This is a genomic window from Rugamonas rivuli (assembly GCF_009380165.1).
Classification (GTDB): domain Bacteria; phylum Pseudomonadota; class Gammaproteobacteria; order Burkholderiales; family Burkholderiaceae_D; genus Rugamonas; species Rugamonas rivuli.
In genome coordinates this window covers 1,060,156-1,083,984 of the sequence record NZ_WHUF01000001.1, presented here as the reverse complement: position 1 = coordinate 1,083,984, position 23,829 = coordinate 1,060,156, and the positions used below count along the sequence as shown (strand labels likewise).

16 protein-coding genes are annotated in these 23,829 nt (G+C 63.7%); 5 read left to right on the top strand and 11 right to left on the bottom strand.

Features of this window, described 5'->3' with window-relative positions; genetic code table 11:
- Nucleotides 1-18 precede the first annotated feature (18 nt).
- On the top strand, nucleotides 19-1,377 hold the full coding sequence (locus GEV01_RS04605; RefSeq protein ID WP_070359636.1) for a nucleobase:cation symporter-2 family protein: 1,359 nt from the start codon (nucleotides 19-21) through the stop codon (nucleotides 1,375-1,377).
- A 77-nt stretch (nucleotides 1,378-1,454) separates the two neighbouring features.
- A complete protein-coding gene (locus GEV01_RS04600; RefSeq protein ID WP_152802034.1) occupies nucleotides 1,455-2,816 on the top strand; it encodes an 8-oxoguanine deaminase in 1,362 nt (453 codons plus the stop codon).
- On the opposite strand, the gene GEV01_RS04595 is transcribed toward GEV01_RS04600, so the two are convergent.
- From GEV01_RS04595 to GEV01_RS04585, 3 genes are all read right to left on the bottom strand, one after another.
- The gene (locus GEV01_RS04595) at nucleotides 2,792-3,481 is read right to left on the bottom strand and encodes a hypothetical protein (protein ID WP_152802032.1); all 690 of its coding nucleotides are present in this window, start codon (nucleotides 3,479-3,481) and stop codon (nucleotides 2,792-2,794) included. The genes GEV01_RS04600 and GEV01_RS04595 overlap by 25 nt on opposite strands.
- Nucleotides 3,481-4,407 carry a family 43 glycosylhydrolase gene (locus tag GEV01_RS04590; RefSeq protein ID WP_152802030.1) on the bottom strand — a complete coding sequence of 309 codons (927 nt, stop codon included), beginning with the start codon at nucleotides 4,405-4,407 and terminating at the stop codon, nucleotides 3,481-3,483. Before GEV01_RS04590 ends, GEV01_RS04595 begins: the two co-directional genes overlap by 1 nt.
- A 114-nt stretch (nucleotides 4,408-4,521) precedes the next feature.
- Nucleotides 4,522-5,208, bottom strand: coding sequence for a GntR family transcriptional regulator (locus tag GEV01_RS04585; protein ID WP_070272579.1), 687 nt, complete (start codon nucleotides 5,206-5,208; stop codon nucleotides 4,522-4,524).
- Nucleotides 5,209-5,460: 252 nt separating this feature from the next.
- Between GEV01_RS04585 and GEV01_RS04580 the strand changes: the two genes are divergently transcribed.
- Complete coding sequence (locus GEV01_RS04580; protein ID WP_152802028.1) at nucleotides 5,461-7,305, top strand: carbohydrate-binding module family 20 domain-containing protein; 1,845 nt, start codon at nucleotides 5,461-5,463, stop codon at nucleotides 7,303-7,305.
- Here the strand turns inward: GEV01_RS04580 and GEV01_RS04575 are convergent.
- Genes GEV01_RS04575 through GEV01_RS04565 form a run of 3 tightly spaced genes read right to left on the bottom strand, consistent with a single transcriptional unit; the run spans nucleotide 7,302 to nucleotide 8,762 of the window.
- Nucleotides 7,302-7,631, bottom strand: coding sequence for a DUF2288 domain-containing protein (locus tag GEV01_RS04575; RefSeq protein ID WP_008447965.1), 330 nt, complete (start codon nucleotides 7,629-7,631; stop codon nucleotides 7,302-7,304). The genes GEV01_RS04580 and GEV01_RS04575 overlap by 4 nt on opposite strands.
- A 3-nt stretch (nucleotides 7,632-7,634) precedes the next feature.
- Complete coding sequence (locus GEV01_RS04570) at nucleotides 7,635-8,324, bottom strand: RES family NAD+ phosphorylase (RefSeq protein WP_328595435.1); 690 nt, start codon at nucleotides 8,322-8,324, stop codon at nucleotides 7,635-7,637.
- Nucleotides 8,325-8,762: an antitoxin Xre/MbcA/ParS toxin-binding domain-containing protein gene (locus GEV01_RS04565; RefSeq protein WP_070272574.1), complete on the bottom strand. Its 438-nt coding sequence runs from the start codon at nucleotides 8,760-8,762 to the stop codon at nucleotides 8,325-8,327. It lies immediately after the preceding gene.
- Nucleotides 8,763-8,866: 104 nt separating this feature from the next.
- Here GEV01_RS04565 and GEV01_RS04560 point away from each other — a divergent pair, with 104 nt between their 5' ends.
- Nucleotides 8,867-9,319, top strand: a complete 453-nt coding sequence (locus tag GEV01_RS04560; RefSeq protein ID WP_152802026.1) for a YybH family protein — start codon at nucleotides 8,867-8,869, stop codon at nucleotides 9,317-9,319.
- A 33-nt stretch (nucleotides 9,320-9,352) separates the two neighbouring features.
- On the opposite strand, the gene GEV01_RS04555 is transcribed toward GEV01_RS04560, so the two are convergent.
- The 5 genes from GEV01_RS04555 to GEV01_RS04535 all read right to left on the bottom strand — a co-directional run bounded on the left by GEV01_RS04555 (nucleotide 9,353) and on the right by GEV01_RS04535 (nucleotide 14,521).
- Nucleotides 9,353-10,414 carry a hypothetical protein gene (locus tag GEV01_RS04555; protein WP_152802023.1) on the bottom strand — a complete coding sequence of 354 codons (1,062 nt, stop codon included), beginning with the start codon at nucleotides 10,412-10,414 and terminating at the stop codon, nucleotides 9,353-9,355.
- 149 nt (nucleotides 10,415-10,563) lie between these two features.
- A complete protein-coding gene (locus GEV01_RS04550) occupies nucleotides 10,564-11,106 on the bottom strand; it encodes an LptA/OstA family protein (protein ID WP_152802021.1) in 543 nt (180 codons plus the stop codon).
- A gap of 150 nt (nucleotides 11,107-11,256) precedes the next feature.
- Entirely contained in the window at nucleotides 11,257-11,754 is a 498-nt protein-coding gene (locus GEV01_RS04545; protein ID WP_152802019.1) for a hypothetical protein, read from the bottom strand.
- Nucleotides 11,755-11,775: 21 nt separating this feature from the next.
- The gene (recJ, locus tag GEV01_RS04540; protein WP_152802017.1) at nucleotides 11,776-13,470 is read right to left on the bottom strand and encodes a single-stranded-DNA-specific exonuclease RecJ; all 1,695 of its coding nucleotides are present in this window, start codon (nucleotides 13,468-13,470) and stop codon (nucleotides 11,776-11,778) included.
- A gap of 1 nt (nucleotide 13,471) precedes the next feature.
- Nucleotides 13,472-14,521 carry a hypothetical protein gene (locus GEV01_RS04535; protein WP_235914218.1) on the bottom strand — a complete coding sequence of 350 codons (1,050 nt, stop codon included), beginning with the start codon at nucleotides 14,519-14,521 and terminating at the stop codon, nucleotides 13,472-13,474.
- A 310-nt stretch (nucleotides 14,522-14,831) separates the two neighbouring features.
- Between GEV01_RS04535 and GEV01_RS04530 the strand changes: the two genes are divergently transcribed.
- On the top strand, nucleotides 14,832-23,822 hold the full coding sequence (locus GEV01_RS04530; RefSeq protein WP_152802013.1) for an SdrD B-like domain-containing protein: 8,991 nt from the start codon (nucleotides 14,832-14,834) through the stop codon (nucleotides 23,820-23,822).
- The last annotated feature ends 7 nt before the right edge of the window (nucleotides 23,823-23,829 follow it).

Below are 23,829 nucleotides of genomic sequence, written 5' to 3'. Positions count from 1 at the left end.
ACAGACGGAGACGCGTTTATGAATCACTTGTTATTTCAGGTCGAGGATCGGCCACCCCTATTCACAACCGTACTGCTGGCGGCCCAGCACATGCTTGCCGCGCTTGGCGGCATCATCGCCGTGCCGCTGGTGGTGGGCGCTGCGCTCAAGCTGCCGGCCGACCAGATCATCACGCTGATCAACGCCGCCTTGCTGGGTTCAGGCATTGTCACCATGGTCCAGTGCAAAGGCATAGGCCCTGTCGGCATCAGGCTTCCTTGCGTGATGGGCACCAGCTTCGCCTTCGTCGGCGCGGCCATCAGCGTAGGTCTTGAACACGGCGTCCCGGCGATACTGGGTTCCTCGCTGGCCGCTTCGGTGGTGATGATCGTCGGCAGCTGCTTCATGCCGAAGATCCGCAAGCTGTTCCCGCATGCCGTTACCGGCGTGGTGGTGACGATGATCGGCCTGTCGCTGGTGCCGGTGGCTGTGGATTGGGCTGCGGGCGGGCATGCGCCGGGCGCCGTCTATGGTTCTCCGCTCAACCTGGGCATCGCAGCGTTCGTGCTGGTCACGGTCATCATGCTGGTCCAATTCGGCAAGGGCATCGTGTCGGCGGCGGCGGTGGTGATCGGCATGTTCATCGGCTACCTGGTCTGCGTATCGCTCGGCATGATCGACTTCTCGCAGGTACAGAATGCGCCGGTGTTTGCGCTGCCGCAGCCGCTCCATTACGGCATGACCTTCCCGCTGGCCGGCATCGTCGCCATGGCGATCGCCTACCTGGTGACGATGGTCGAAACCACCGGTACCTTCATGGCGCTGGGCGCCGCCACCAACACCAAGATGCGAGGCAAGACGCTGGCGCGCGGCATTCTGTGCGACGGCGTCGGTTCGGCTTTCGCCGCGCTGATGTCCAGCCCTCCGGTATCGACCTTTGCGCAGAACGTCGGCGTGGTCTCTCTGACCGGCGTCGCCAGCCGCCACGTGGTTGCGCTGACCGGTGCGATGCTGTTCCTGGCCGGTCTGTTCCCAATATTGGGAGCGGTGGTCGTGACCATACCGCAGCCGGTGCTGGGCGGCGCGGGGCTGATGATGTTCGCGATGATTATCTCGGCCGGTGTGCAGTTGCTGAGCCATGTCGAGCACACCAAGCGCAATGGCGTCATCATGGCGGTGGCGATCGGCTGCGGTCTGGCGGTAACGGTGCGCCCGGAGCTGCTGTCCAAGCTGCCAGCCTTCGTCAAGGAAGTCTTCGGCTCGGGCATCACGGTCGGCGCGTTGGTCGCTGTGGTCTTGAACCTGGTGCTGCCTGAACGTCCGCTCGAACTGAACGACGATGACGAAGAAGAGGAAGTACCGCAGGCTTTTTTAACCTCGGAGCGTGAAGCAGCTTAAAATACGTCCGATATCAACCCTACTGTTTCCGCAGTGCCCGCGCATTGTTTCCGCAGTGTTTAACCATCATAGAACTTATGACTAAAACCCTACTGATCAAGAATGCGCGCGTGCTGGTGACGATGGACGACGAGCGCCGTGAAATCGCCGATGGCGCCGTCTACATCCGGGACAACCTGATCGAACAGGTCGGCCGCAGCGCCGATCTGCCGCAGCAGGCGGACGAGATCATCGATGCCGCCAACCATGTGGTGATGCCCGGCCTGGTCAACACCCACCATCATATGTACCAGAGCCTGACGCGCGTGATACCGGCCGCGCAGAACGGCGAGTTGTTCAACTGGCTGACGAACTTGTATCCAATCTGGGCCAACCTGACGCCGGAGATGGTCCATGTATCGACGCTGGCGGCGATGTCGGAGCTGATCCTGTCCGGCTGCACGACCAGCAGCGACCACCTGTACATCTACCCCAACGGCTGCAAGCTCGATGACAGCATCGAGGCGGCCGGCAAGATCGGCATGCGCTTCCATGCCGCGCGTGGTTCGATGAGCGTGGGCCAGTCCAAGGGCGGCTTGCCGCCGGATCGCGTGGTGGAGGAGGAGGGCGCTATCCTCAAGGATACGCAGCGCCTGATCGAAACCTATCACGATGCGGGCCGCTATGCGATGCAGCACATCGTGGTGGCGCCTTGTTCGCCGTTCTCGGTGTCCCGCGATTTGATGAAGGAAGCGGCGACGATGGCGCGCAGCTTCGGCGTATCGCTGCACACGCATCTGGCGGAAAACGCGAACGACATCGCCTACAGCCGCGAAAAATTCAATATGACGCCCGCCGAATACGCCGAGGACTGCGGCTGGGTGGGCCACGATGTCTGGCACGCGCACTGCGTGCAACTGGACGACGACGGCATCTACATGTTCGGCCGCACCGGCACGGGCATTGCGCACTGCCCGTGTTCGAACATGCGGCTGGCATCCGGCATCGCGCCGATCCGCAAGATGATCGACAGCGGCGTGCCGGTGGGCCTGGGCGTGGACGGTTGCGCATCCAACGATTCGGGCCACATGATGGGCGAAGTGCGGCAGGCGATGCTGCTTCAGCGCGTGGGCTTCGGCCCCGATGCGATGACGGCGCGGCAGGCGCTGGAGATGGCGACGCTCGGCGGCGCCAAGGTGTTGAACCGCGACGATATCGGCGCGCTCAAGCCGGGCATGGCGGCGGATATCGTGATGTTCAAGCTCGATACGATAGGTTTCGCCGGTGCGCTGCATGATCCGGTTGCGGCGCTGGTGTTCTGTACGCCGCCGAATGTCTCATACAGCATCATCAACGGCAAGGTGGTGGTGCGCGATGGTGTGCTGGGCACCATCGATCTGCCGGTGGTCATCGAGCGCCACAACGCGCTGGCGCATCAATTGGCTTTGGCCGCTCGCTGATAACTGGCGATGGCCTGGCTCAGGGCCTGCTGCATGTGCTGTTCGTGTGCCGCCTGGTCTTCCGGCGCCACGCCGGCGGTGGCAGGCGCCTGGCCTTCGCTGCGCTGGCGCCATTCGTCCAGCGCTTGCTCCAGATAGGCGTCTTCGTTGCCGAACCATTCGAGTGCGATGCGCTCACCGAGCATGCGGATGCGCAGCTGCCGGCGTTGCTGCTGCCAGCTGATGATGCGGTTCAGGTCTTGCGACGCGGCGTCGGCGGAGGTGAAGTGCTGCGCCGCCAGCAGTTCGTCGTGCGCGGTCAGGTAGCGTTGATAGCGGGCGGCGATCTGGATTGCTTCGTTGGCTGCGCCGGTTGGCAGTGCGCGGCGCAGGTAGGCTTCAAGCTCGGCTTCACCGCGGTTTAGCAGAAAACTGTCCATCAACTGATGCAGCGCGAAGTCTGCGATGAGTTCCTGTTTGTCGGTGAGCGAGAGGTCGGGCGCGATGGCGGCGGCTGCGGGATAGGCTGCGGCGCTCGCGGTGGCGCGGGCGGCCAGGCTGCCGGCGGGCGCAGGGCCTGGCATGGGCGTTGGCGCCGGCGTGGGAGCGGTTTCGGCATGCCGCGCCCACACCGTGAGCAGGGCCGCCGCCATCATCACCGCCGCGAGTGCTGCAGCTGCTTTCATCAGTACGTCGGCCAGCCGCCGCTGAAGGTCAGGTCGTTGATGAACAGGACGCCGTTGTAGCCGTTCTGGCTATCCAGTTCATGCCGCACCATCACGCCATTCGCCACTGACTCGCCGCCCGGCGCGATGAAGCGTCCACCGCCCGCATCCAGCGTGGTGCCGCCGCCATTGAGCATGTCGACGCCGTTCTTGTCCAGGTAAGGCCCGGTCACGCTGGTCGAGCGGCCATATGAAATGTGGTAGGTGCTGTTGGCGCCATCGCAGCATTTGCCCTTGGAGACAAACAGGTAGTAGTACGAGCCATTACTCATGATGAAGGAGTTCTCGATGCCGGTGCTGTCGGCGGCCAGGTGGTACCAGCTGCCGGTGGGTTTGAGCGTGTTCGCATCGACCCGCGTGGTGTAGATCCCTGTCCAGAACGAGCCGAAGGACAGCCACGGCTGGCCTGCCTTATCGACGAAGAAGTTGGGATCGATGGCGTTGTAGTTGTTGCCCGGCGCGGAGGTCAGGACCGCGCCTTTGTCGGTCCAGTTACCCGTTGCGATGCTGCTGGCCGTGGCCAAGCCGATGGCCGATTTCTGCGAGCCGAACGTGGACACCGCGTAGTACAGGATCGCCTTGCCGTTCCAGACGTGGATATCCGGCGCCCACACCGTCTTGGAGTTGTTGTTGTACTGGCCCCACCACGACAGGCCGCCGCCGAAAATGCTCACGCCCTGCGTCCATGCGTGGCCGTCCGGCGAGAACTTCACGCCGATGCCGGTGTCGCTGGTCTCGGTGATCCACCAGGTGCTGTTTTCCTTGTAGACGCTGGGGTCGTGCGTGATGAGGGAGCCGGTGAGCGTCCAGGTGGACGCCTGTGCGCCTGCGGCGCAGAAGGCGATAGCCGTCGCCGCCGCCCATTGCTTGAGTAGCTGTTTAGTCATTTGTCGTCTCGCGTTATAGGTTTTGTGTCTGCCGATGCAGGATTTCATGCTGCGACAGGCGCGAGGACGCGTCCAATGAATTTTTATCGGAGACTGATACCGCGATCCGTATCGCTACATCAGCAGCGCGGAGACCAGGTCTTTCTTCGCCGGGCTGGCGTTGACGTCGAAATTGAGTGCCGCTTCCACGTGGCTCAGGTGATGCAGCATCAACTCCGCCGCCTTGTCCGCATCGCCCGAGCGGGCGGCGGCCAGGAAGGCTGCGTGTTCGTCGGATGAGCAGGCGGCGTCGCGCTCCGATTGATACAGCATGGTGATGAGCGAACTGCGGCCCACCAGTTCGCGCACGATTTCCTTCAGCACCTGGTTGCCCACCACGTCCGCCAGCAGCACGTGGAAGTCGCCCAGCAACTGCTGGCGCATCTTCGACGGCACTTGCGACAGCGCGTTGCGTTCCTCCTTCAGATGCTTCTCCAGCATCTTGTAATCGGCCGCCTTGGCCTTGGCGGTGAACTCGCGCGCCAGCGCCGCCTCGATGATGCGGCGCGCTGCGAAGATCTCGCGTGACTCCTGCTCGCTCGGCTGGCTGACCACGGCGCCTTTGTCGGGAACCATATTGATCAACTTGTCCTTCGACAGTATCAGCAGCGCGGCGCGGATCTTGGTGCGGCTGACCGAGTACAGGCGGCACAGCGCTTCTTCGCGCAGCTTGGTCCCCGGCGGCAGCTTGCGCGCCGCGATGGCTTCGGCGAGGTTGTTGGCGATATCGTTGGCGCTTTCGGCGGGGAGTGTGCTGGACATGAAGTGGCTGTTGGTATCGTAGTGTCGTTTTTTCGTCCCATGATACATCGGCTGCATGGGATTGACTATGTGGCAGTGTTGTCTGCGTAATCGCATTACATATGTGTCGAATGATAATTTTATGGAAGCGATTCCCGCAGCTAATTGTGAAAACGATAGCGATTTCCGCTTGTTGTTTACTGTAGTTCTGCTACATTTTATCTGGGCTGCAGTATTTCCCAAAATACAAAATATAACGACACGGAGATAAAAATGATGAAAACCTTACTGGCCGCCGGCCTGCTGGGCGGTTGCGCCCTCGCGCCTGCGCATGCCGCATTCAACCCCGCCGATACCTCGGTGCAGATGTTCCGCTGGAAGTGGAACGACATCGCCAAGGAGTGCACCAACTGGCTCGGGCCGCAGGGCTTTGGCGCGGTGCAGGTGTCGCCGCCGCAGGCCTCGGCCAGCCTGGGCGCGTGGTGGGACGTGTATCAGCCGGTGAACTTCGCTTCGTTGAAGAGCAATATGGGCACCGAAGCCGAGTTCCAGGCCATGATCAACACCTGCCACACCGCCAAGGTGCGCGTGTATGCGGACGTGGTGGTCAACCATCTGGCGGCAGGTTCCGGCACCGCCACCGATGGCTCGACATGGAACTCGACGACGCTGGCCTATCCCTTCTTCAGCGCCAACGATTTCCATCCCGCTTGCGACATCGCCGGCGGCGACTACGGCTCGCCGGGCAACCGCTACAACGTGATGTTCTGCCGCCTGAGCGGCCTGCCGGACCTGAAGACCGACGGCGCCTACGTGCAAGGCCAGGTCAAGACCTACCTGACCAAATTGATCAACATGGGCGTGGATGGAGTGCGCTTCGACGCCGCCAAGCATATGCAGCCTGGCGATCTGCAGGCGATCATGAGCGGCGTCACGCACACCACCACGGCCGGCGAGGCGCTGTGGATCACGCAGGAGGTGATCCCGGACAGTAACGTGGTGCGCTCCGACTACTACAGCGTCGGCACGCTGAACGAATTCCAGTACACCTTCGCCATCAAGGCCATGTTCCGCAACGAGAACGGCGCCAGCCTGTCGCAGGTGCGCGCCATCATGGGCACGCCGGGCAACTGGGGCGGCACCTGGGGCTTCGTGCCGAGCGAGAAGGCGACCGTCTTCGTCAACAACTGGGACACGGAGCGCAACGGCAGCTCGCTGGTGGCCAGCAATTACGTCTCCGGCGCCACCAACGACACGCAAGGCACCAAGCGCTACGACCTGGCCAACATCTTCATGCTGGCGTGGCCTTACGGTTCGGCGCAACTGCATTCGGGCTTCCGCTTCACCAGTTTCGACCAGGCCCCGCCGAGCGCCAGTCCGTTCGACGCCAGCGGCAACCCGCTGATCAACCAGCAGTGGGACTTCATCCATCGCTGGAGCGACATCTCGAACATGGTCGCGTTCCGCGCGGCGACGTCGGGACAGGGCGTGGACTACTTCACCAACGGCACCGCCAACCAGATCGCTTTCGGCCGCGGCGCCAAGGGCTTCGTGGCGATCAACAATGAGTACGCGGCCTGGAACGCCTCGCTGCAAACGCTGCTGCCTGCCGGGACTTACTGCAACGTGGTGCACGGCCAGCTGAACGCCGCCGGCACGGCCTGCACCAGCGACAGTGTCACCGTCGGCAGCAATGGCGTCATCAGCGTGAGCATACCGGCCAATGGCGGCGCGACGGTGCCTGCGGTGGCGCTGCACATCAACCAGAAGATAGCCGGTGGCGGCGGCAGCTGCACCACGGTGCCAGTCACCTTCCGTGTGGCGAACGCGAATACGGTGGTGGGGCAGAACGTCTACGTGGTGGGCAACCGCGCGGAGCTGGGCAACTGGGTACAGGGCGCCAGCGATCAGCTGAACATCGAAGGCAGCGGCGCCAACGTGCCATGGTCGCGCACCTTCCAGCTGCCGCCGTCGACGGCGATCCAGTACAAGTTCATGAAGTACGGCGTGAGCACCGTGTGGGAGAGTAACCAGTCCACCGCCAGCGGCAATCGCGAAGCGACCACGCCGGCTTGCGGCGGATCGGTCACGCTCGACGCGGGCAGCTTCAAGTTTTAATGCACGCTGGCTGGAACAGCCTTTTCCTGCTGGACGAGGATGAAGGGGCTGACGACGACTGCCCACAGTTCGGCGTTGGTCTCCAGCCATTTCGCCGCCTGCTCGTCGCTGACTTTGGCGAGCAGGCCGGCGTTCATCCACTGGCCGATGTTGGCCTTGTCGTCGTGCGAGATGCGCACAGCCACGTCGACCAGGTCCAGCGAATCGGCGATCCACACCACATTGCCGGCGGCGAAATGCTTGAGCAGTTCGGTCCATGGCAGGCGCGCGGTTTCGCGGTTCACTTTGAGGCGCAGGTCGGTGTCGTTTTCAGGTTTGGTTTGCATGATTCAGATAATTTCGATGATCGGTTCCGGGCTACCCCGCCATGTTAACCGATAGGCCGCACCTTTGCGAACATTGCCCACCAGCGCAGGCCGGAAGCAGGCCAGGTTGATGCCGCCCGCCAGCCGCACGCTCGGGTAGATGATGCCCAGCGAACCGCCTTCCAGCAGGCGCTCGGCCAGGATCTGCGATTCGATGTAGCTGTCCGGCGCCAGGCAGCCCAGGTAGCGCGGCTGGCCGCGCAGGTCGTGGAACTGGGCCGTGAAGTCGGCCAGCATGGTCTGGTACTGGACGCTGTCGTCGAAGCGGTTGATCTCGGCGTATTCGACGGTTTTGTGGAAGGTGATTTCGGCCAGTGCGGTTTCGGCGTTGAAGGCGCAGTACCACGCGCCGCGATCGCCGCCGTTGAAGCGGCTGCCTTCAGGGCGGGCGTAGGTATAGGCCGCGTTCACGATGCGGAAGTTCGGCACGCCGAACACCAGTTCATCCATCGTGATGCCTGGGGCGCCGCCGTTCTGCGCCTGCAGGCGTGCGTTGGTGGCGTTATCCAGTTCAAACAGGTCGCGCAGATCCTGGTCGTTGTCGGCCAGCGGGGCCAGTACCGAGTCTTCCATGTCGGCGAAGCGCGATGGCAGCAGGCGGCAGGTGTCGAACTGGCGCAGCGTGGTGAGGGGTGGAATCAGGCTGACCGGCACTTACAGTCCTCCGCGGCGGGCGTCCAGCAATTGGCGGACGGTCTGCATGGCGGGCAGGCCGCCGGCGGCGATATAGGTCAGCGGTGTGCGGCCGCCGAAGATGATGTTGGTGTTGGCGAGCCCCATCCATTCGTCGGCGAGCTTGTCGCCGTAGAGGATGTGCAGTGCCTTGTAGATGCCCAGCAGGTAGGAGATGCGGGTGATGCAGTCCACCTCCAGCGTGCGTTCCGGGTTCTTTTTCCATTCGTAGTAGGCGCTGCTGGAGATGCCGCCCAACAGTTCGCGGGCATCGTCGTCGCGCAGTTTCCAGGCGGCGGCCAGCTTGAAAAAGCCCTTCAGGGCCGCTTTGGAGAGCCGCTCACGCTCGGCCTTGGCGTTCAGGTCGATCAGTACGGTTGGTTCGAAGCGGCTACGTGGGTAGGCGTAGGTCAGATTCATAAATCCTCCGTTGATGGAGTAGTTATACTCCTTTTTAGGATGGATGGCAATCGGGGATCAACTGGACTACCATTGTCTTGTCGATAGAATAAGGGGGGGCGGTTATGAAATGGGCAAATCTGGCGCTGGCGAACGTGTTGATGGTGATGGCGGCGGCTTCGGTCGCGGCGCCGGCCTTTACGGGCGTGCAGGAGCAGGTGGCTAACGTCGAGCGAGCTTTCGCGGCAACCATGAAGGCGAGGGATCATGCGGCCTTCGTCGCGTTTTTGTCCGATGAGGCGGTGTTCAGCGGCGGCACGCAGCCTTTGCGCGGCAAGAAGGCTGTGGCGGACGAGTGGAAGAAGTTCTTCGCCAAGCCGGACGCGCCATTTTCCTGGGAGCCGGACGAGGTCGAAGTGCTGGCCTCAGGCACGCTGGCCAAGACCTCGGGGCCGGTGCACGGCCCCGACGGCAAGCTGATCGCGCGATTCAGCTCGGTCTGGCGGCTGGAAGCGCCAAACACCTGGCGCATCGTGTTCGATGGCGGCGTGGAGGTCTGCGACTGTAAAAAACCATAGGGATGCGCCGCTTCCTCGCGCGGCGTGGCCCGTTTATGCTCCCCAGTGCTGGATGGCGATCCAGTTTGCCGGACTGTCGCGCTGGATCTCGATGACGAACTTGTCCGGATTCAGCGCCACGAAAATCTCGATGATGCCGGGAAGCACGATATTGGGTGTGCATTCGGCCTTGAACTCCGATATGTCGTCGATCAGCCCCACAATCTGTGCCTTGCGTACACGCAGCACCACAATGATCGCCTTGCTGACGCCCGCAGTGTATTCGTTATAGCAAGGTACGGCGAAGTTGTGCTTCGTGAAGTAGACGTTGCGCGCCGTTTTCATTTCCTCGATGCGGTAGTAGAGGGTGACGTACTGCATCGCCCAGATCGTCAGGCAGTGCCCCGGCATATTGGCAATTTGCAGCGCCTTGGCGATCACCCCAGGTAGCTTCCTTGTATCAGAGTATTTGGGCACCGTGTTGATTACCAATGGCGCAGCGCCGTAACCGAGCTGTATTGCCAGCGCCTGTAGGGCCGCATCGCTGCTGGTTCTGAGGTTCGGGCCGTCGCCGTCGCCGCCGTTGGGCACGAAGACTATTGCCACAGGCACCGCCACCAGGAGCTCGATCGTGGCCAACGGCGCCCCAAGGCAGATCAAGTAGGCCAAGCCTTCTTTCACTTTCTGGAATAGCGGATGCGTGCTGAGAACCGTATTCATCTGCGAGGCTAGCCGCTTATCGCGATTACGGGCAAATGCCCCCTGCGGATGCGCGATATCGTTGCCGGTACGCAGGAAAGTGGGAATCAATCCTGCGAGTTTGATGGAGTTCGCTATCTCGACGTTGGTCGTGTGATAGATCCAGTCGCTGGGCTGCGATGGCAAGTGTACCGTGGGCGCCAGCAATTGCCGCACGTTTGGCCTGACCATCGTCGAGCACTTCGGACAAATCCTGGCGCCTGGCGCCAGCATGGAGACCTTCATGCAGGCGCTGCACTTGTACAGCAACTTGCGCGCCGTCAGGCGTGGGCAGGTCGGGCAGTCGAAAAATGCGTTGCCGCTGACGTTGGGCACCTGGACATAGCGGTTGCAATCGGGGCAGGCGATGGTGGGCATTGGAGGGAGGGCGCGCTAAGCAGGAAGGGATATCATAGCCTCTTAATTGCTAATTTTGTATTTAATTCGGAATGTTGTTTTTAAGCTCGGGAGGCGCAGTTCAGCATCCACTGCACGCCAAACTGGCGGCTATACCGGTGAGCACAGAGCTATTTTTTTAATGGGGCGGGCTTGGGCATCAGGATTAACATGGAACGCACCTTTTTGCCGCTTCCTGTGGTGTCGCTGGCGCTTTTCACGACGATCTGTTCGGTTTTGGCGTCATAGGTGATTTTGGCGCCTGTCGCTTCGCCGGTGACGTTGCCGTTTTCGATGATTCTGACTTTTGCGTTGTCGTCAATCGTGAGCAGGTCGTCTTTCTCGCGGTAGGCGATGCTTTTGCCTTCGCCGTTCACCCATTTGTCATTCGCAGAATCCTGTTTTTGCTTGAACTTGGCCACATTGTCTTTCAACGAAGTGACGGTGTAGAGGTAGTCGCCCTCGGGCGACTGGGCTGCCGTCAGATAATCCGACGAAATGAGCAGGCTGCCTTTCGATGCCTCGACATGGTCGCTGAATTTGCTGACGCCCTTGACGGTGTCGTAATGCATGTCGCCGTCATAGGAAATAACGGTTTTCTGGAATCTGTCGGCTCTTTCCGCCGAAGCGAGCATGGGAAGTGTCAGCGCTAGTGCCGCAAGCAGAAATCTCATCAAGGCTCCTCTCAAAAGATAGTGCGCACATTAGCAGACTACTTCAGTCCAGTGTGCGCTTATCCTTGCCTGGCGAGCTTGAACTGGCTTGCAGTACCAAACGTCTTATGCAGTGCGACTTTCTTTGAATCGCTTCCTTCTTCTCCGGTGCTAACTTCCAACCGAGGGCTTGGCTAATGGCGGGACGGCATATCTGGGATTCATACAGGTTGGAAAGATTGTCGTGACTTTACCTGTGCTAAATTTTTCCAAAATACCTGGGAAAACGACCTGATTCCATTTGCCCAATATTGGTTCGATATATTCTTCGGTGCGCCCCAGTGCGAACAAGATATCGTCGGTATCGACTGTCTGAATGCCCTTTTTATCCGAAAGGAATGAGTAATTTAAGACAGCGGCAATTTGATCCAAGGGCCCGGTGCAGTCGATCAGCGCGTGGTGATATAGAAGCGCCACGTCAAACTGAAACTGTGCCCGTTCCTCAGGCGAGTTCGGTCTGAGAAAAGATGATGCCATGTGATTCGCCAAGTACCACACGTAGCTATCCCTGTAAGCGATACTGTTGTCATCCATGGCGGGAGTCGCATCGGCCTTGCCGCCCATTGCTGCCAAAAAGGCAAACAGTGCTAATCGTTTATATCGTTTCATCGGCTTTCAATCTATTTGAAATCAAGCCGGCTCGGCGTGCTCCACCATCAGCTGCACTTTGGTGACGCCGTTGTATTCGTTGGCGTCGAGGCGGAAGGCGACCTTGGCGCGTTCGCCCAGCGAGTCGACGTGGCCGAACCAGATGGCGTCATAACGCGCGCCGTTCTTTTCCAGCAGCAGCTTGAGGTGGCGTTCCTTCAAAATGCGCTGGCTCACCACGCGGAACTCGTCGCAGAACACCGGCGGCGCGAAGCCCTGGCCCCATACCTGGCCGTCCATCAGATCGATGAAGGCGGTGGTGTAGTAGGCGTCTTCCAGCGGGCCGTCGGTTTCGATCACGCGCTCCAGCTGCTGCTTGCTCAGCCACGCGCGGCCCACTTCCTCGAAGGCGGCGGCGAAGGCGTCGAAGGCGTCGGCGCGCAGCGTCAGGCCGGCCGCCATCGCGTGGCCGCCGAATTTGTCGATCAGCGACGGCGCTTTCTTGTACACCAGGTCCAGCGCGTCGCGCAGGTGGAAGCCGGGGATGGAGCGCCCGGAGCCCTTGATCCAGCCATCGGCGCCAGGCGCGAAGGTGATCGTCGGACGGAAGAACTTTTCCTTCAGGCGCGAGGCGACGATGCCGATCACGCCCTGGTGCCACGATTCGTCGAACACGCAGATGGTGCTGCTGTTGGCCGGCTCGAACGCGTCCAGGTGCAGCAAGGCCGCATCCTGCATCTCGGCCTCGATCTCGCGGCGTTTCAGGTTGATCTCGTTGAGCTGCTGCGCCAGCTGCCATGCGCGGCCTTCGTCGTCGGTGATCAGGCACTCGATCCCCAGCGACATGTCCTCCAGCCGTCCGGCCGCGTTCAGGCGCGGGCCCAGCGCGAAGCCGAGGTCGAAGGGATTGGCGGTGCGCGGCTCGCGGCCGGCCACGCGGAACAGCGCCGCCACGCCTGCGTGCATGCGGCCCGCGCGCATGCGCTTCAGGCCCTGCGCCACCAGGATGCGGTTGTTCGGATCGAGTCGCACCACGTCGGCCACGGTGCCCAGCGCGACCAGATCGAGCAGGTTGTCCAGCTTGGGCTGGGTCTGGGCGTCGAACACGCCGCGCCTGCGCAGCTCCGCGCGCAAGGCCAGCAGCACGTAGAACACCACGCCGACGCCGGCGATATGCTTGCTAGGGAAGCCGCACTCCGGCTGGTTCGGATTGACGATCACGCGCGCGGCCGGCAGCGTATCGGCCGGCAAGTGGTGGTCGGTGACGACGACTTCGATGCCGCGCCGGTTGGCCTCGGCCACGCCGTCGATGCTGGCGATGCCGTTGTCGACGGTGATGATGATGTCCGGCTGCTTCTCGCGCGCCGTCAGTTCGACGATCTCCGGCGTCAGGCCGTAGCCGTACTCGAAGCGGTTCGGCACGATGAAGTCGATGTTGGCGCCCATCGCCCGCAGGCCGCGCAGCGCGACCGCGCAGGCGGTGGCGCCGTCGCAGTCGTAGTCGGCGACGATCACCATGCGCTTGGCGGCGGCGATGGAGTCGGCCAGGAACACGGCGGCGGCGTCGATGTGCAGCAGGCCCGAAGGCGGGATCATGGACGCCAGCTCGCTCGACAGCTCCTTGACGTCAGTCAGTCCGCGCGATGCGTACAAGCGTGCCAGCACAGGGTGGATGCCGCCCTGGCGCAGCATTTCGGATTCACGGAACGGGCAGGGACGGATGGCGATACGGGTCATGTCAGGCTTGCTTCATCAAGAGGTTCAGGTTCGGCTTGCGCCAGAATTTGTGCAGCGCCAGTTTGCCGGTGCTGACGGTGCTCCAGCCGTTGCGGTGGCTGAGCACCAGCGTGACGCGGCCGATACGTCCGTCCTGCAAGGCCGCTAGCAGCGGCACCAGCCACTCCTGTTCGATGCGCTGCATGCGCGCGATCCAGTCGGCCCAGTCGCCGGTCTGCGCCGACGGGATCAGCTCCGCCAGCATCACCGTGCCCGGCGCCGCGATCAACTGCGCGGCGGTCGGCTGGCGCAGCGCGGGCGCGGCCAGCGCTTCCATCCATGCCGGGCCGCCGGCGATCGCCAGCGGCTGCGGAGAGGCGGCCAGCGGGCCGGCGCCGCCCCACATCCAGAAAGCATTCACCGGCTGCAGGCCGCGCGCCTGGCGCGCTTCGTTGACCGGGTGCTCGTGCCACTGCATCTGGATTTCGTTTTGCAGCTTGCGGTAGGCGCGGGCGTGTTCGCCCTCGGGCATCCAGTCGCTGAGGTTTTGCGTGGCGGCGGCGTCGGGCGAGGCAGTGGCCAGGCCGGACCAGTCGTCGGCCCGCGCAAACCACAGGCCCGGCGCCGCATGCAGCAGCGTCTTGCCCTGTTCTTCGAAGCAGGGGCGGGCCAGCTCGTACAGCGCGCGCGATTCCGCCTCGTTCAGGTGCAGGGCGCGCGGATCGGACAGCAGCAGGTGGGTGCGCGACAGCTGGATATGCGCGGGCTGGACGATGAACCAATGGCCCAATCCTGCGCCGGCGTCGGCCTGCAAGCCGCAGCCCCGCATGACGGCGGTGGACAGCGGCGCGGCGGTGTCCGGCCGGTCGGGCGCGGATGCCAGCCCCAGCGCGTGGGCCAGCCAGGCTTCGTGCGGCAGCACCCGGCTGTCGTTGTCGTATTTGTTGTATTCGAAGTCGGTGTAGCGGGACAACAACGTCGCCAGCGACGGGGTCTTCAGCGCGCGCAACAGGTCGGTCGCCATCTCCGGCGGAGGCAGGGCGTAAGGCAGTGCTAGGGTAATTTCAGTCATGGCGAGATTGTAGGGCATAGCGGCCAATGACGGGATATTGCCGTAAGGAACGTTAAAATGATCAAGAGAATCATTCAAGTAAAAAATATTAATTGTTTTGGGAAAAATTTAGCTATAATTGCGACAACTAACATGTATTGACAGCATCACTTCAGCCCGGTGACGCCAGTTGTTCAGCATTTCCCTGCCGCCTTTGACCCCACCCCCGTCAGCAGCCGCGCCGGTCAGCAATCCACTCCAAAACGATTTTTTGAAGGCCAATAAGAATGATTAAGTTCAAATACAGCGGTGTGTCGGCAGAGGTGACGAAATGAGTACTATTTCCGTCAATACCACCGTCCACGTGTGCGAAGACACCAATGCGACCTTTGATATGCGTGACGTGCTGCTCGCGGCTGGCGTTACTCCTGTCGCGGGCCTGAACATCAGCACCATGGTGGTGAAGCTGCCGGACGGCACCACCTCCAGCGTGAATACTCCGCTGTTCGGTCGTGTCGACGCCGACACCGTCTATGTGCATCCGGGCGACTGGAAGCCGAACTACAACGGCCAGTTCGCCACCGTCGAATTCATCGTCCAGCAGGGCGACGCAGGTCCACGCATCACGCTGAGCATGACGGTGGTGGTCGATCCCGTCAACGACGCGCCGACCGGCGCCGACAAGGTGTTCGCGCTGACCAACGGCGCGGCGGTCACGCTGGCCCAGGGCGACTTCGGTTTCGTCGATGCGGTCGAGCATGACGCCTTCCAGTCCGTCATCATCACCTCGCTGCCCAACGCGGGCAAGCTGATGCTCAACGGCGCCGCCGTGGCCGTCAACGCCGAGATCTCGGCTGCCGACATCGCCGCCGGCCACCTGACCTTCGTGCCTGGCCAGACGGCTGCCGGCAGCTTCGACGTCGGCTTCAAGGTGCGCGACGCGGGCGGCCTGGTCGGCTGCGGCGCGGCCGACACCAGCGTCACGCCGAACTACCTGACCTTCAAGGTGCCGATGTCGCACCTGGGCGATTTCGTCTGGGAAGACACGAACGGCAACGGCGTGCAGGACGCGGGCGAAGCCGGCCTGGCCAACGTCACCGTGCAGCTGAAGGATGTGGACGGCCACGTCGTCAAGACCACCACCACCGACGCCAGCGGCAAATACCACTTCGACGTCGATCCGGGCACCTACTCGGTCTCCGTGCAGGCGCCTGCCGGCTACGCGGCCACCGTCAAGGGCCAGGGCGGCGACGCCGTCGACAGCGACATCGATGCCAGCGGCAACACCGCCGCCATCACGCTGACTCCGGGCGAGACCAACAACAAGGCCGATGCCGGCCTGGTGCGCCTGGCTTCGCTGGGCGACACCGTCTGGTACGACACCAACCGCGACGGCGTGCAGAACAACGGCGAAGCCGGCGTGGCCGGCGTCAAGGTCACGTTGCTGGACGCGGCCGGCCATCCGACCGGCGCCACCGTCACCACCGACGCCAGCGGCCACTACCAGTTCAGCGGCCTGCAGCCAGGCACTTACAGCGTACAGTTCGACAAGACCACCTTGCCGGCCAACTACCTGTTCACCGCGCAGAACCAGGGCGGCGACGTCGCCAAGGATTCCGACGCCGACGCCTCCACCGGCCAGACCGCGCAAGTGACGCTGGCCTCGGGCGACAGCTACCAGCATCTGGATGCGGGCATCGTCATCAAGCAAGCCACCGTGGGCGACCGCGTGTGGGAAGATACCAACGGCAACGGCGTGCAGGACAGCGGCGAGCTGGGTCTGGACGGCGTCAAGGTCGACCTGAAGGACGCCAGCGGCCACGTGGTCAGCACCGTCACCACCCATGATGGCGGCCAGTACAGCTTCACCGTCGATCCTGGCACGTACTCGGTGTCCGTCACCGCACCGGCAGGCTTCGTGGCCACCGGCCAGGGCGCAGGCGGCAATGCCGTCGACAGCGACATCGATGCCAGCGGCAACACCGCCGCCATCACGCTGACCCCGGGCCAGAACAACGCCGACGTCGACGCCGGCTTCTACCGTCCGGCCACGCTGGGCGACAAGGTGTGGTACGACAGCAACCGCGACGGCGTGCAGGACGCGGGCGAAGCCGGCGTGGCCGGCGTCAAGGTCGTGCTGCTGGACGCCAGCGGCAACCCGACCGGCGCCACCGCCACCACCGACGCCAACGGCAACTACAGCTTCAACGACCTCAAGCCAAGCACCTACAGCGTGCAGTTCGACAAGGCCACCTTGCCTGCGAACTACGTGTTCACCAGCGCCGGCCAGGGCGGCAACGGCGCCACCGATTCGGACGCCAACGTCAACACCGGCAAGACCGGCCAGGTCACGCTGAATTCCGGTGACCACGGCCAGGACCTGGACGCCGGCATCGTCGTGGTGCAAGCCACGCTGGGCGACCGCGTGTGGGAAGACAAGAACGGCAACGGCGTGCAGGACGCGGGCGAGCAGGGCGTGGACGGCGTGGTCGTCTCGCTCAAGGCGGCCGACGGCCACGTGGTCAGCACCGTCACCACCCATGACGGCGGCCAGTACGGCTTCACCGTCGACCCTGGCACGTACAGCGTGTCGGTGGCGCCGCCTGCGGGCTTCGTCTTCACCGGCGCGGGCAAGGGCGGCAACGGCGCACTGGACAGCGATGTCGGCGCCGACGGCAACAGTGCCGCCATCACGCTGGTCTCCGGCCAGAACAATGCAGACATCGACGCCGGCGTCTACCGCCCGGCCTCGCTGAGCGAAGTGGTGTGGATCGACGCCAACCGCGACGGCCGCCTGAACAATGGCGAAGTCGGCGCAGCCGGCGTCAAGGTCACGCTGCTCGACAGCAGCGGCAACCCGGTTGCCGGCGCCGTCGCCACCACCGACGCCAACGGCCACTACCAGTTCGACGGCCTGGCGCCTGGCAGCTACAGCGTGCAGTTCGATAAATCCAGCCTGCCAGCAGGCTACGACTTCACCACCGCCGCACAAGGCGGCCCTGGCGGCGCCGGTTCCGACGCCGACACCGGCACCGGCAAGACCGCGCAAGTCACGCTGGCCTCGGGCGACAACCTGACGCTGCGCGCCGGCCTGGTGGTGCAGCAAGCCACGCTGGGCGACCGCGTGTGGGAAGACAGCAACGCCAACGGCGTGCAGGATGCGGGCGAAGCCGGCATCGACGGCGTCAAGGTCGACCTGAAGGACAGCCTGGGCAACGTGGTCAACAGCACCGTCACCCACAACGGCGGCCAGTACAGCTTCACCGTCGATCCCGGCACCTACTCGATCGCCGTCACCGCGCCGGCCGGCTACACCTCGACCGGCCAGGGCCAGGGCGGCAATGCCGCCACCGACAGCGATATCGACGCCACCGGCGCCAGCGCCGCCGTCACGCTGACGGCCGGCCAGACCAACAACAGCATCGACGCCGGCCTGGTCAAGCTGGCCGAACTGGGCGACACCGTCTGGGTCGACAGCAACCGCAACGGCGTGCAGGACGCCAATGAAGCCGGCCGCGCCGGCGTCAAGGTCACGCTGCTGGACGCCACCGGCGCCGCAGTCGCGACCGCGACCACCGACAACGGCGGCCACTACCTGTTCAACAACCTCAAGCCGGGTACCTACAGCGTCCAGTTCGACAAGACCACCATCGGCGACGGCTACGAGTTCACCACCGCCCACGCCGGCGGCAACGGCGCAACCGATTCCGACGCCGGCGCCAACGGCCTGACCCAGCAAGTCACGCTGGGTTCGGGCGCCGTCAACCACGACCTCGACGCAGGCATCGTGGTGACGCAAGCCACCGTGGGCGACCGCGTGTGGGAAGACAAGAACGGCAATGGCGTGCAGGATGCGGGCGAAGCCGGCATCGTCGGCGTCAAGGTCGATCTGAAGGATGAGCAGGGCAACGTCGTCAAGACCACCACCACCGGCACCGACGGCAAGTACAGCTTCACCGTCGATCCGGGCAAGTACTCGATCTCGGTGACGGCGCCTGCGGGCTACACGGCCACCGGCCAGCACGCAGGCAGCGACGCCGCCGCCGACAGCGACACCGGCGCCAACGGCCAGAGCGATCAGTTCACGCTGACCGCCGGCCAGACCAACAACGATGTCGACGCCGGTTTCTACAAGGGCGCGACGCTGGGCGACCGCGTCTGGCTCGACAGCAACCGCAACGGCGTGCAGGACGCGGGCGAAGCCGGCGTGGCCGGCGTCAAGGTGATTCTGCTGGACGCCAGCGGCAATCCGGCCGGCGCCACCGCCACCACCGATGCCAGCGGCAACTACAGCTTCACCAACCTGAAGCCAGGCACCTACAGCGTGCAGTTCGACACCGCCTCGCTGCCAGCCAACTACGTGCTGACCAATGCAAGCCAGGGCGGCAACGGCGCGCTCGATTCCGACGCCAACGCCAGCACCGGCAAGACCGGCCAGGTCACGCTGAACTCCGGCGACAACAACCACGACCTGGATGCAGGCATCGTGGCGCTGCCAGCCACCATCGGCGACCGCGTCTGGCTCGACGCCAACGGCAACGGCGTGCAGGATGCGGGCGAGCAGGGCGTGGACGGCGTGGTCGTCACGCTGAAGGACACCGGCGGCCACGTGGTCAACTCGGTCACGACGCATGACGGCGGCCAGTACAGCTTCACCGTCGATCCGGGCACTTATACCGTGTCGGTGGCGCCGCCTTCGGGCTTCGTCTTCACCGGCGCGGGCAAGGGCGGCAACGGCGCGCTGGACAGCGATGTCGGCAGTGACGGCAGCGTCAGCGTCAACGTCGGCGCTGGCGAAGTCAACCAGAACATCGACGCCGGCATCTACCGTCCGGCCTCGCTGAGCGAAGTGGTGTGGATCGACGCCAACCGCGACGGCCGCCTGAACAACGGCGAAGTCGGCGCAGCGGGCGTCAAGGTCATCCTGCTCGACGCCAGCGGCAATCCGGTGGCCGGCGCTTCCGCCGTCACCGACGCCAACGGCCACTACCAGTTCAACGGCCTGGCGCCTGGCGTCTACAGCGTGCAGTTCGACAAGAGCACGCTGCCGGCCGGCTACAACTTCACCTCGGCTGCACAAGGCGGCCCTGGCGGCGCGGGTTCCGACGCCGACACCGGCACCGGCAAGACCGCGCAAGTCACGCTGGCCTCCGGCGACAACCTGACCCTGCGCGCCGGCCTGACCGTGCAGCAAGCCACGTTGGGCGATCGCGTTTGGGAAGACAAGAACGGCAACGGCGTGCAGGACAGCGGCGAAACCGGCATCGACGGCGTCAAGGTCGACCTGAAGGACAGCCTGGGCAACGTGGTCAACAGCACCGTCACCCATGACGGCGGCCAGTACAGTTTCACCGTCGATCCCGGCACCTACTCGATCGCCGTCACGGCGCCAGCGGGCTACGGCATCACCGCGCAAAACCAGGGCGGCAACGCGGCCACCGACAGCGACATCAACGCCGCAGGCAAGAGCGGCAACGTCACGCTGACCGCCGGCCAGGTCAACACCACCGTGGACGCGGGCCTGTTCAAGTTCGCCGAACTGGGCGACACCGTCTGGAACGACGCCAACCGCAACGGCGTGCAGGATGCCAATGAAACCGGCCGCGCCGGCGTCAAGGTCACGCTGCTCGATTCCACCGGCGCCGCCGTGGCAAGCACCACCACCGACGTCGACGGCCACTACCTGTTCAACAACCTGAAACCGGGCACCTACAGCGTCCAGTTCGACAAGGCCACGCTGGGCAACGGCTATGTGTTCACCAGCGCCCACACCGGCAGCAACGGCGCCGTCGATTCCGACGCCAACGTCAGCACCGGTGTGACCCAGCAGGTCACGCTGACCTCGGGCGCGTCCAACCACGACCTCGATGCAGGCGTCTCCGCGCTGCAAGCCACCATCGGCGACCGCGTGTGGGAAGACAAGAACGGCAACGGCGTGCAGGATGCGGGCGAAGCCGGCATCGTCGGCGTCAAGGTCGACCTGAAGGACGAGCAGGGCAACATCGTCAAGACCACCACCACCGGCACCGACGGCAAGTACAGCTTCACCGTCGACGCAGGCAAGTACGCGATCTCGGTCACGGCGCCTGCCGGCATGACGGCCACCGGCCAGCACACCGGCAGCAACGGCGCGGTCGACAGCGATGTCAACGCCGCCGGCCAGGGCGACCTGATCACCGTAACGCCAGGCCAGACCAACAACGACGTCGACGCCGGCTTCTACAAGGGCGCGACCTTGGGCGACAAGGTCTGGTACGACAGCAACAAGAACGGCCTGCAAGACACCGGCGAACTCGGCGTGGCCGGCGTCAAGGTGATCCTGCTGGACCAGGCGGGCAACCCGACCGGCACCACCGCGACCACCGACGCCAACGGCAACTACAGCTTCACCAACCTGAAGCCGGGCACCTACAGCGTGCAGTTCGACAAAACCTCGCTGCCGGCCAACTACCTGTTCACCGCGGCCGACCAGGGCACGAACGACGCCAAGGATTCCGACGCCAACGTCACCACCGGCAAGACCGGCCAGGTCACGCTGACCTCGGGCGCCGTCAACAGCGACCTGGACGCCGGCCTGGTGGCCGTTCCAGCCAAGCTGGGCGACACCGTGTGGGAAGACAAGAACGGCAATGGCGTGCAGGACAGCGGCGAAGCCGGCATCTGCGGCGTCACCGTGCAGCTGAAGGACGCCACCGGCAAGATCGTGGCGACCACCACCACCGACACCGCCGGCCACTACACCTTCACCGCCGATCCGGGCAGCTACACCGTGTCCGTCACCGCGCCGTCCGGCTACGCCTTCACCGGCAAGGACGTGGGCAGCGACGACGCCAAGGACAGCGACTTCGGCACTAACGGCGTCAGCAATGTCGTCAAGCTGGCCGCCGGCGAAGTCAACAACACCGTCGACGCCGGCCTGTACAAGACCGCCTCGATCGGCGACCGCGTCTGGCTGGACACCAACAAGAACGGCATCCAGGACAGCGGCGAATGCGGCGTGTCCGACGTCAAGGTGATCCTGATCGACGCCGACGGCAAACAGGTGGGCAATGCCGTCACCACCGATTGCGACGGCAACTACATGTTCACCGGCCTCAAGCCAGGCACCTACACCGTGCAGTTCGACAAAGCCTCGCTGCCGGAAGGCATGGTCTTCACCAAGGCCGGCCAGGGCAGCAATGGCGCCGCCGATTCGGACGTGGACGCCAACGGCCTGTCGCACACCGTCACCGTCACTTCCGGCCAGGTCGACAAGAGCATCGACGCCGGCCTGCTGGCCGCCGCCACCATCGGCGACAAGGTCTGGATCGACAAGAACGGCAACGGCCTGCAGGACGACGGCAGCGACAGCGGCAAGTCCGGCGTCACCGTCAACCTGCGCGACGCCGACGGCAACATCGTCAAGACCACCACCACCGACAGCAACGGCAACTACAAGTTCTCGGTGGCTGCCGGCACCTACTCGGTGGACATCAAGGCGCCGACCGGCTACCTGATCACCACCAAGGACGTGGGCAGCGACGGCAACGTCGACAGCGATGCGGACGCCAGCGGCAACCTGGGTTCGATCACCGTCGTCTCCGGCCAGAACGCCACCAATATGGACGCCGGCCTGTATCAGAAAGGCTCGATCGGCGACAAGGTCTGGTACGACACCAACGGCGACGGCATCCAGCAATCGAGCGAAGCCGGCGCGCGCAACGTCGTGGTCTCGCTGCTGAACGAAAAAGGCGTGGTCATCGCGACCGACACCACCGATGCCAACGGCCTGTACTCGTTCACCGACGTCGGCCCGGGCAAGTACTCGGTCAAGTTCGATGCGCCGGAAGGCTATGTCTTCACCAAGCAGGACCAGGGCAGCAACGACGCCGCTGACTCCGACGCCGGCAGCAACGGCGCGACCGCGCAGTTCTCGCTGGTTTCGGGCGCGAAGGACGCCACCCGCGACGCCGGCCTGGTCAAGGCATCGAGCATCGGCGACACCGTGTGGGAAGACGCCAACTACAACGGCGTCAAGGACAGCGGCGAGAAGGGCGTCGATGGCGTCACTGTCAAGCTGTACGACGCATCCGGCGTGCTCAAGGCCACCACCGTCACCCATGACGGCGGCCAGTACCTGTTCAACGGCTTGCAGGCAGGCTCGTACAAGGTGGAAGTGACCAACAACAGCGGCTGGTACTTCACCAAGACCGGCATGGGCACCGACGCCAACGATTCGGACATCACCAACGTCAGCGGCAACACCGGCCGCACCGATGCGATCACGCTGGCTACCGGCCAGAACATCACCACCGAGGACGCCGGCATCTACCGCAAGGCCAGCATCGGCGACAAGGTGTGGCGCGACGCCAACCACAACGGCATCCAGGACAGCGGCGAGGAAGGCATCGGCGGCGTCAGCGTCGGCCTGTTCGACGCCGCCACCAACAAGCAGATCGGCAATACGATCAAGACCGATGTGAACGGCAACTACAAGTTTGCCGACCTGACGCCTGGCGACTACTACCTGGTATTCGACAAGACCAACGTCAGCGTGCATTTTTCGTCGGATAACGCCACCTACAACATGAGCAACTGGAAGTGGGGCGTGAAAAACGTCGGCAGCAACGATGCGATCGATTCGGACGTGGTGGGCGACGCCAAGGCGTACACCAACGTGACCCATACCGATACCATCACGCTGGCTTCGGGCAAGAACGACATGACTTGGGACGCCACCATCACCCCGATCGCGATCGACCTGAACGGCGACGGCATCCACACCATCGCCCGCTCGGCGATGACGGGCAGCTTCGACCTGCTGGGCACCGGCAAGGCGATCCAGTCCGGCTGGCTGTCGGGCAGCGACGGCTTCCTGGCCATCGACAGCAACGGCAACGGCAAGATCGACAGCATCAACGAGCTGTTCGGCGGCGCCAGCAAGGGTTCGGGCTTCGCCAAGCTGGAAACCTATGACAGCAACCACGACGGCGTGGTCGATGCCAAGGATGCGCAGTTCTCCAGCCTGCTGATCTGGCAGGACAAGAACAGCGACGGCAAGACCGACGCTGGCGAGTTGCTGTCGCTGAAGGATGCCGGCGTGGTCAGCCTGAAAGTGGCTTACACCGAACTGCCATTCGTCGACGCCAACAACAACCTGCACCTGGAGCGCAGCAGCGTGGTTCTGAGTAACGGCAAATCGGCCGACATGACCGACGTGTACTTCGACGTCGCCAGGGAAGACGCGGCGGCGGCCGGCGTGGTCGCGCCGACCATCGCCGACCTGATCGGCGCAGAGCCGGCGGCAACCCTGGTGGGCCAGTGCCCTGTATCGCACGTCTAAGATTTTT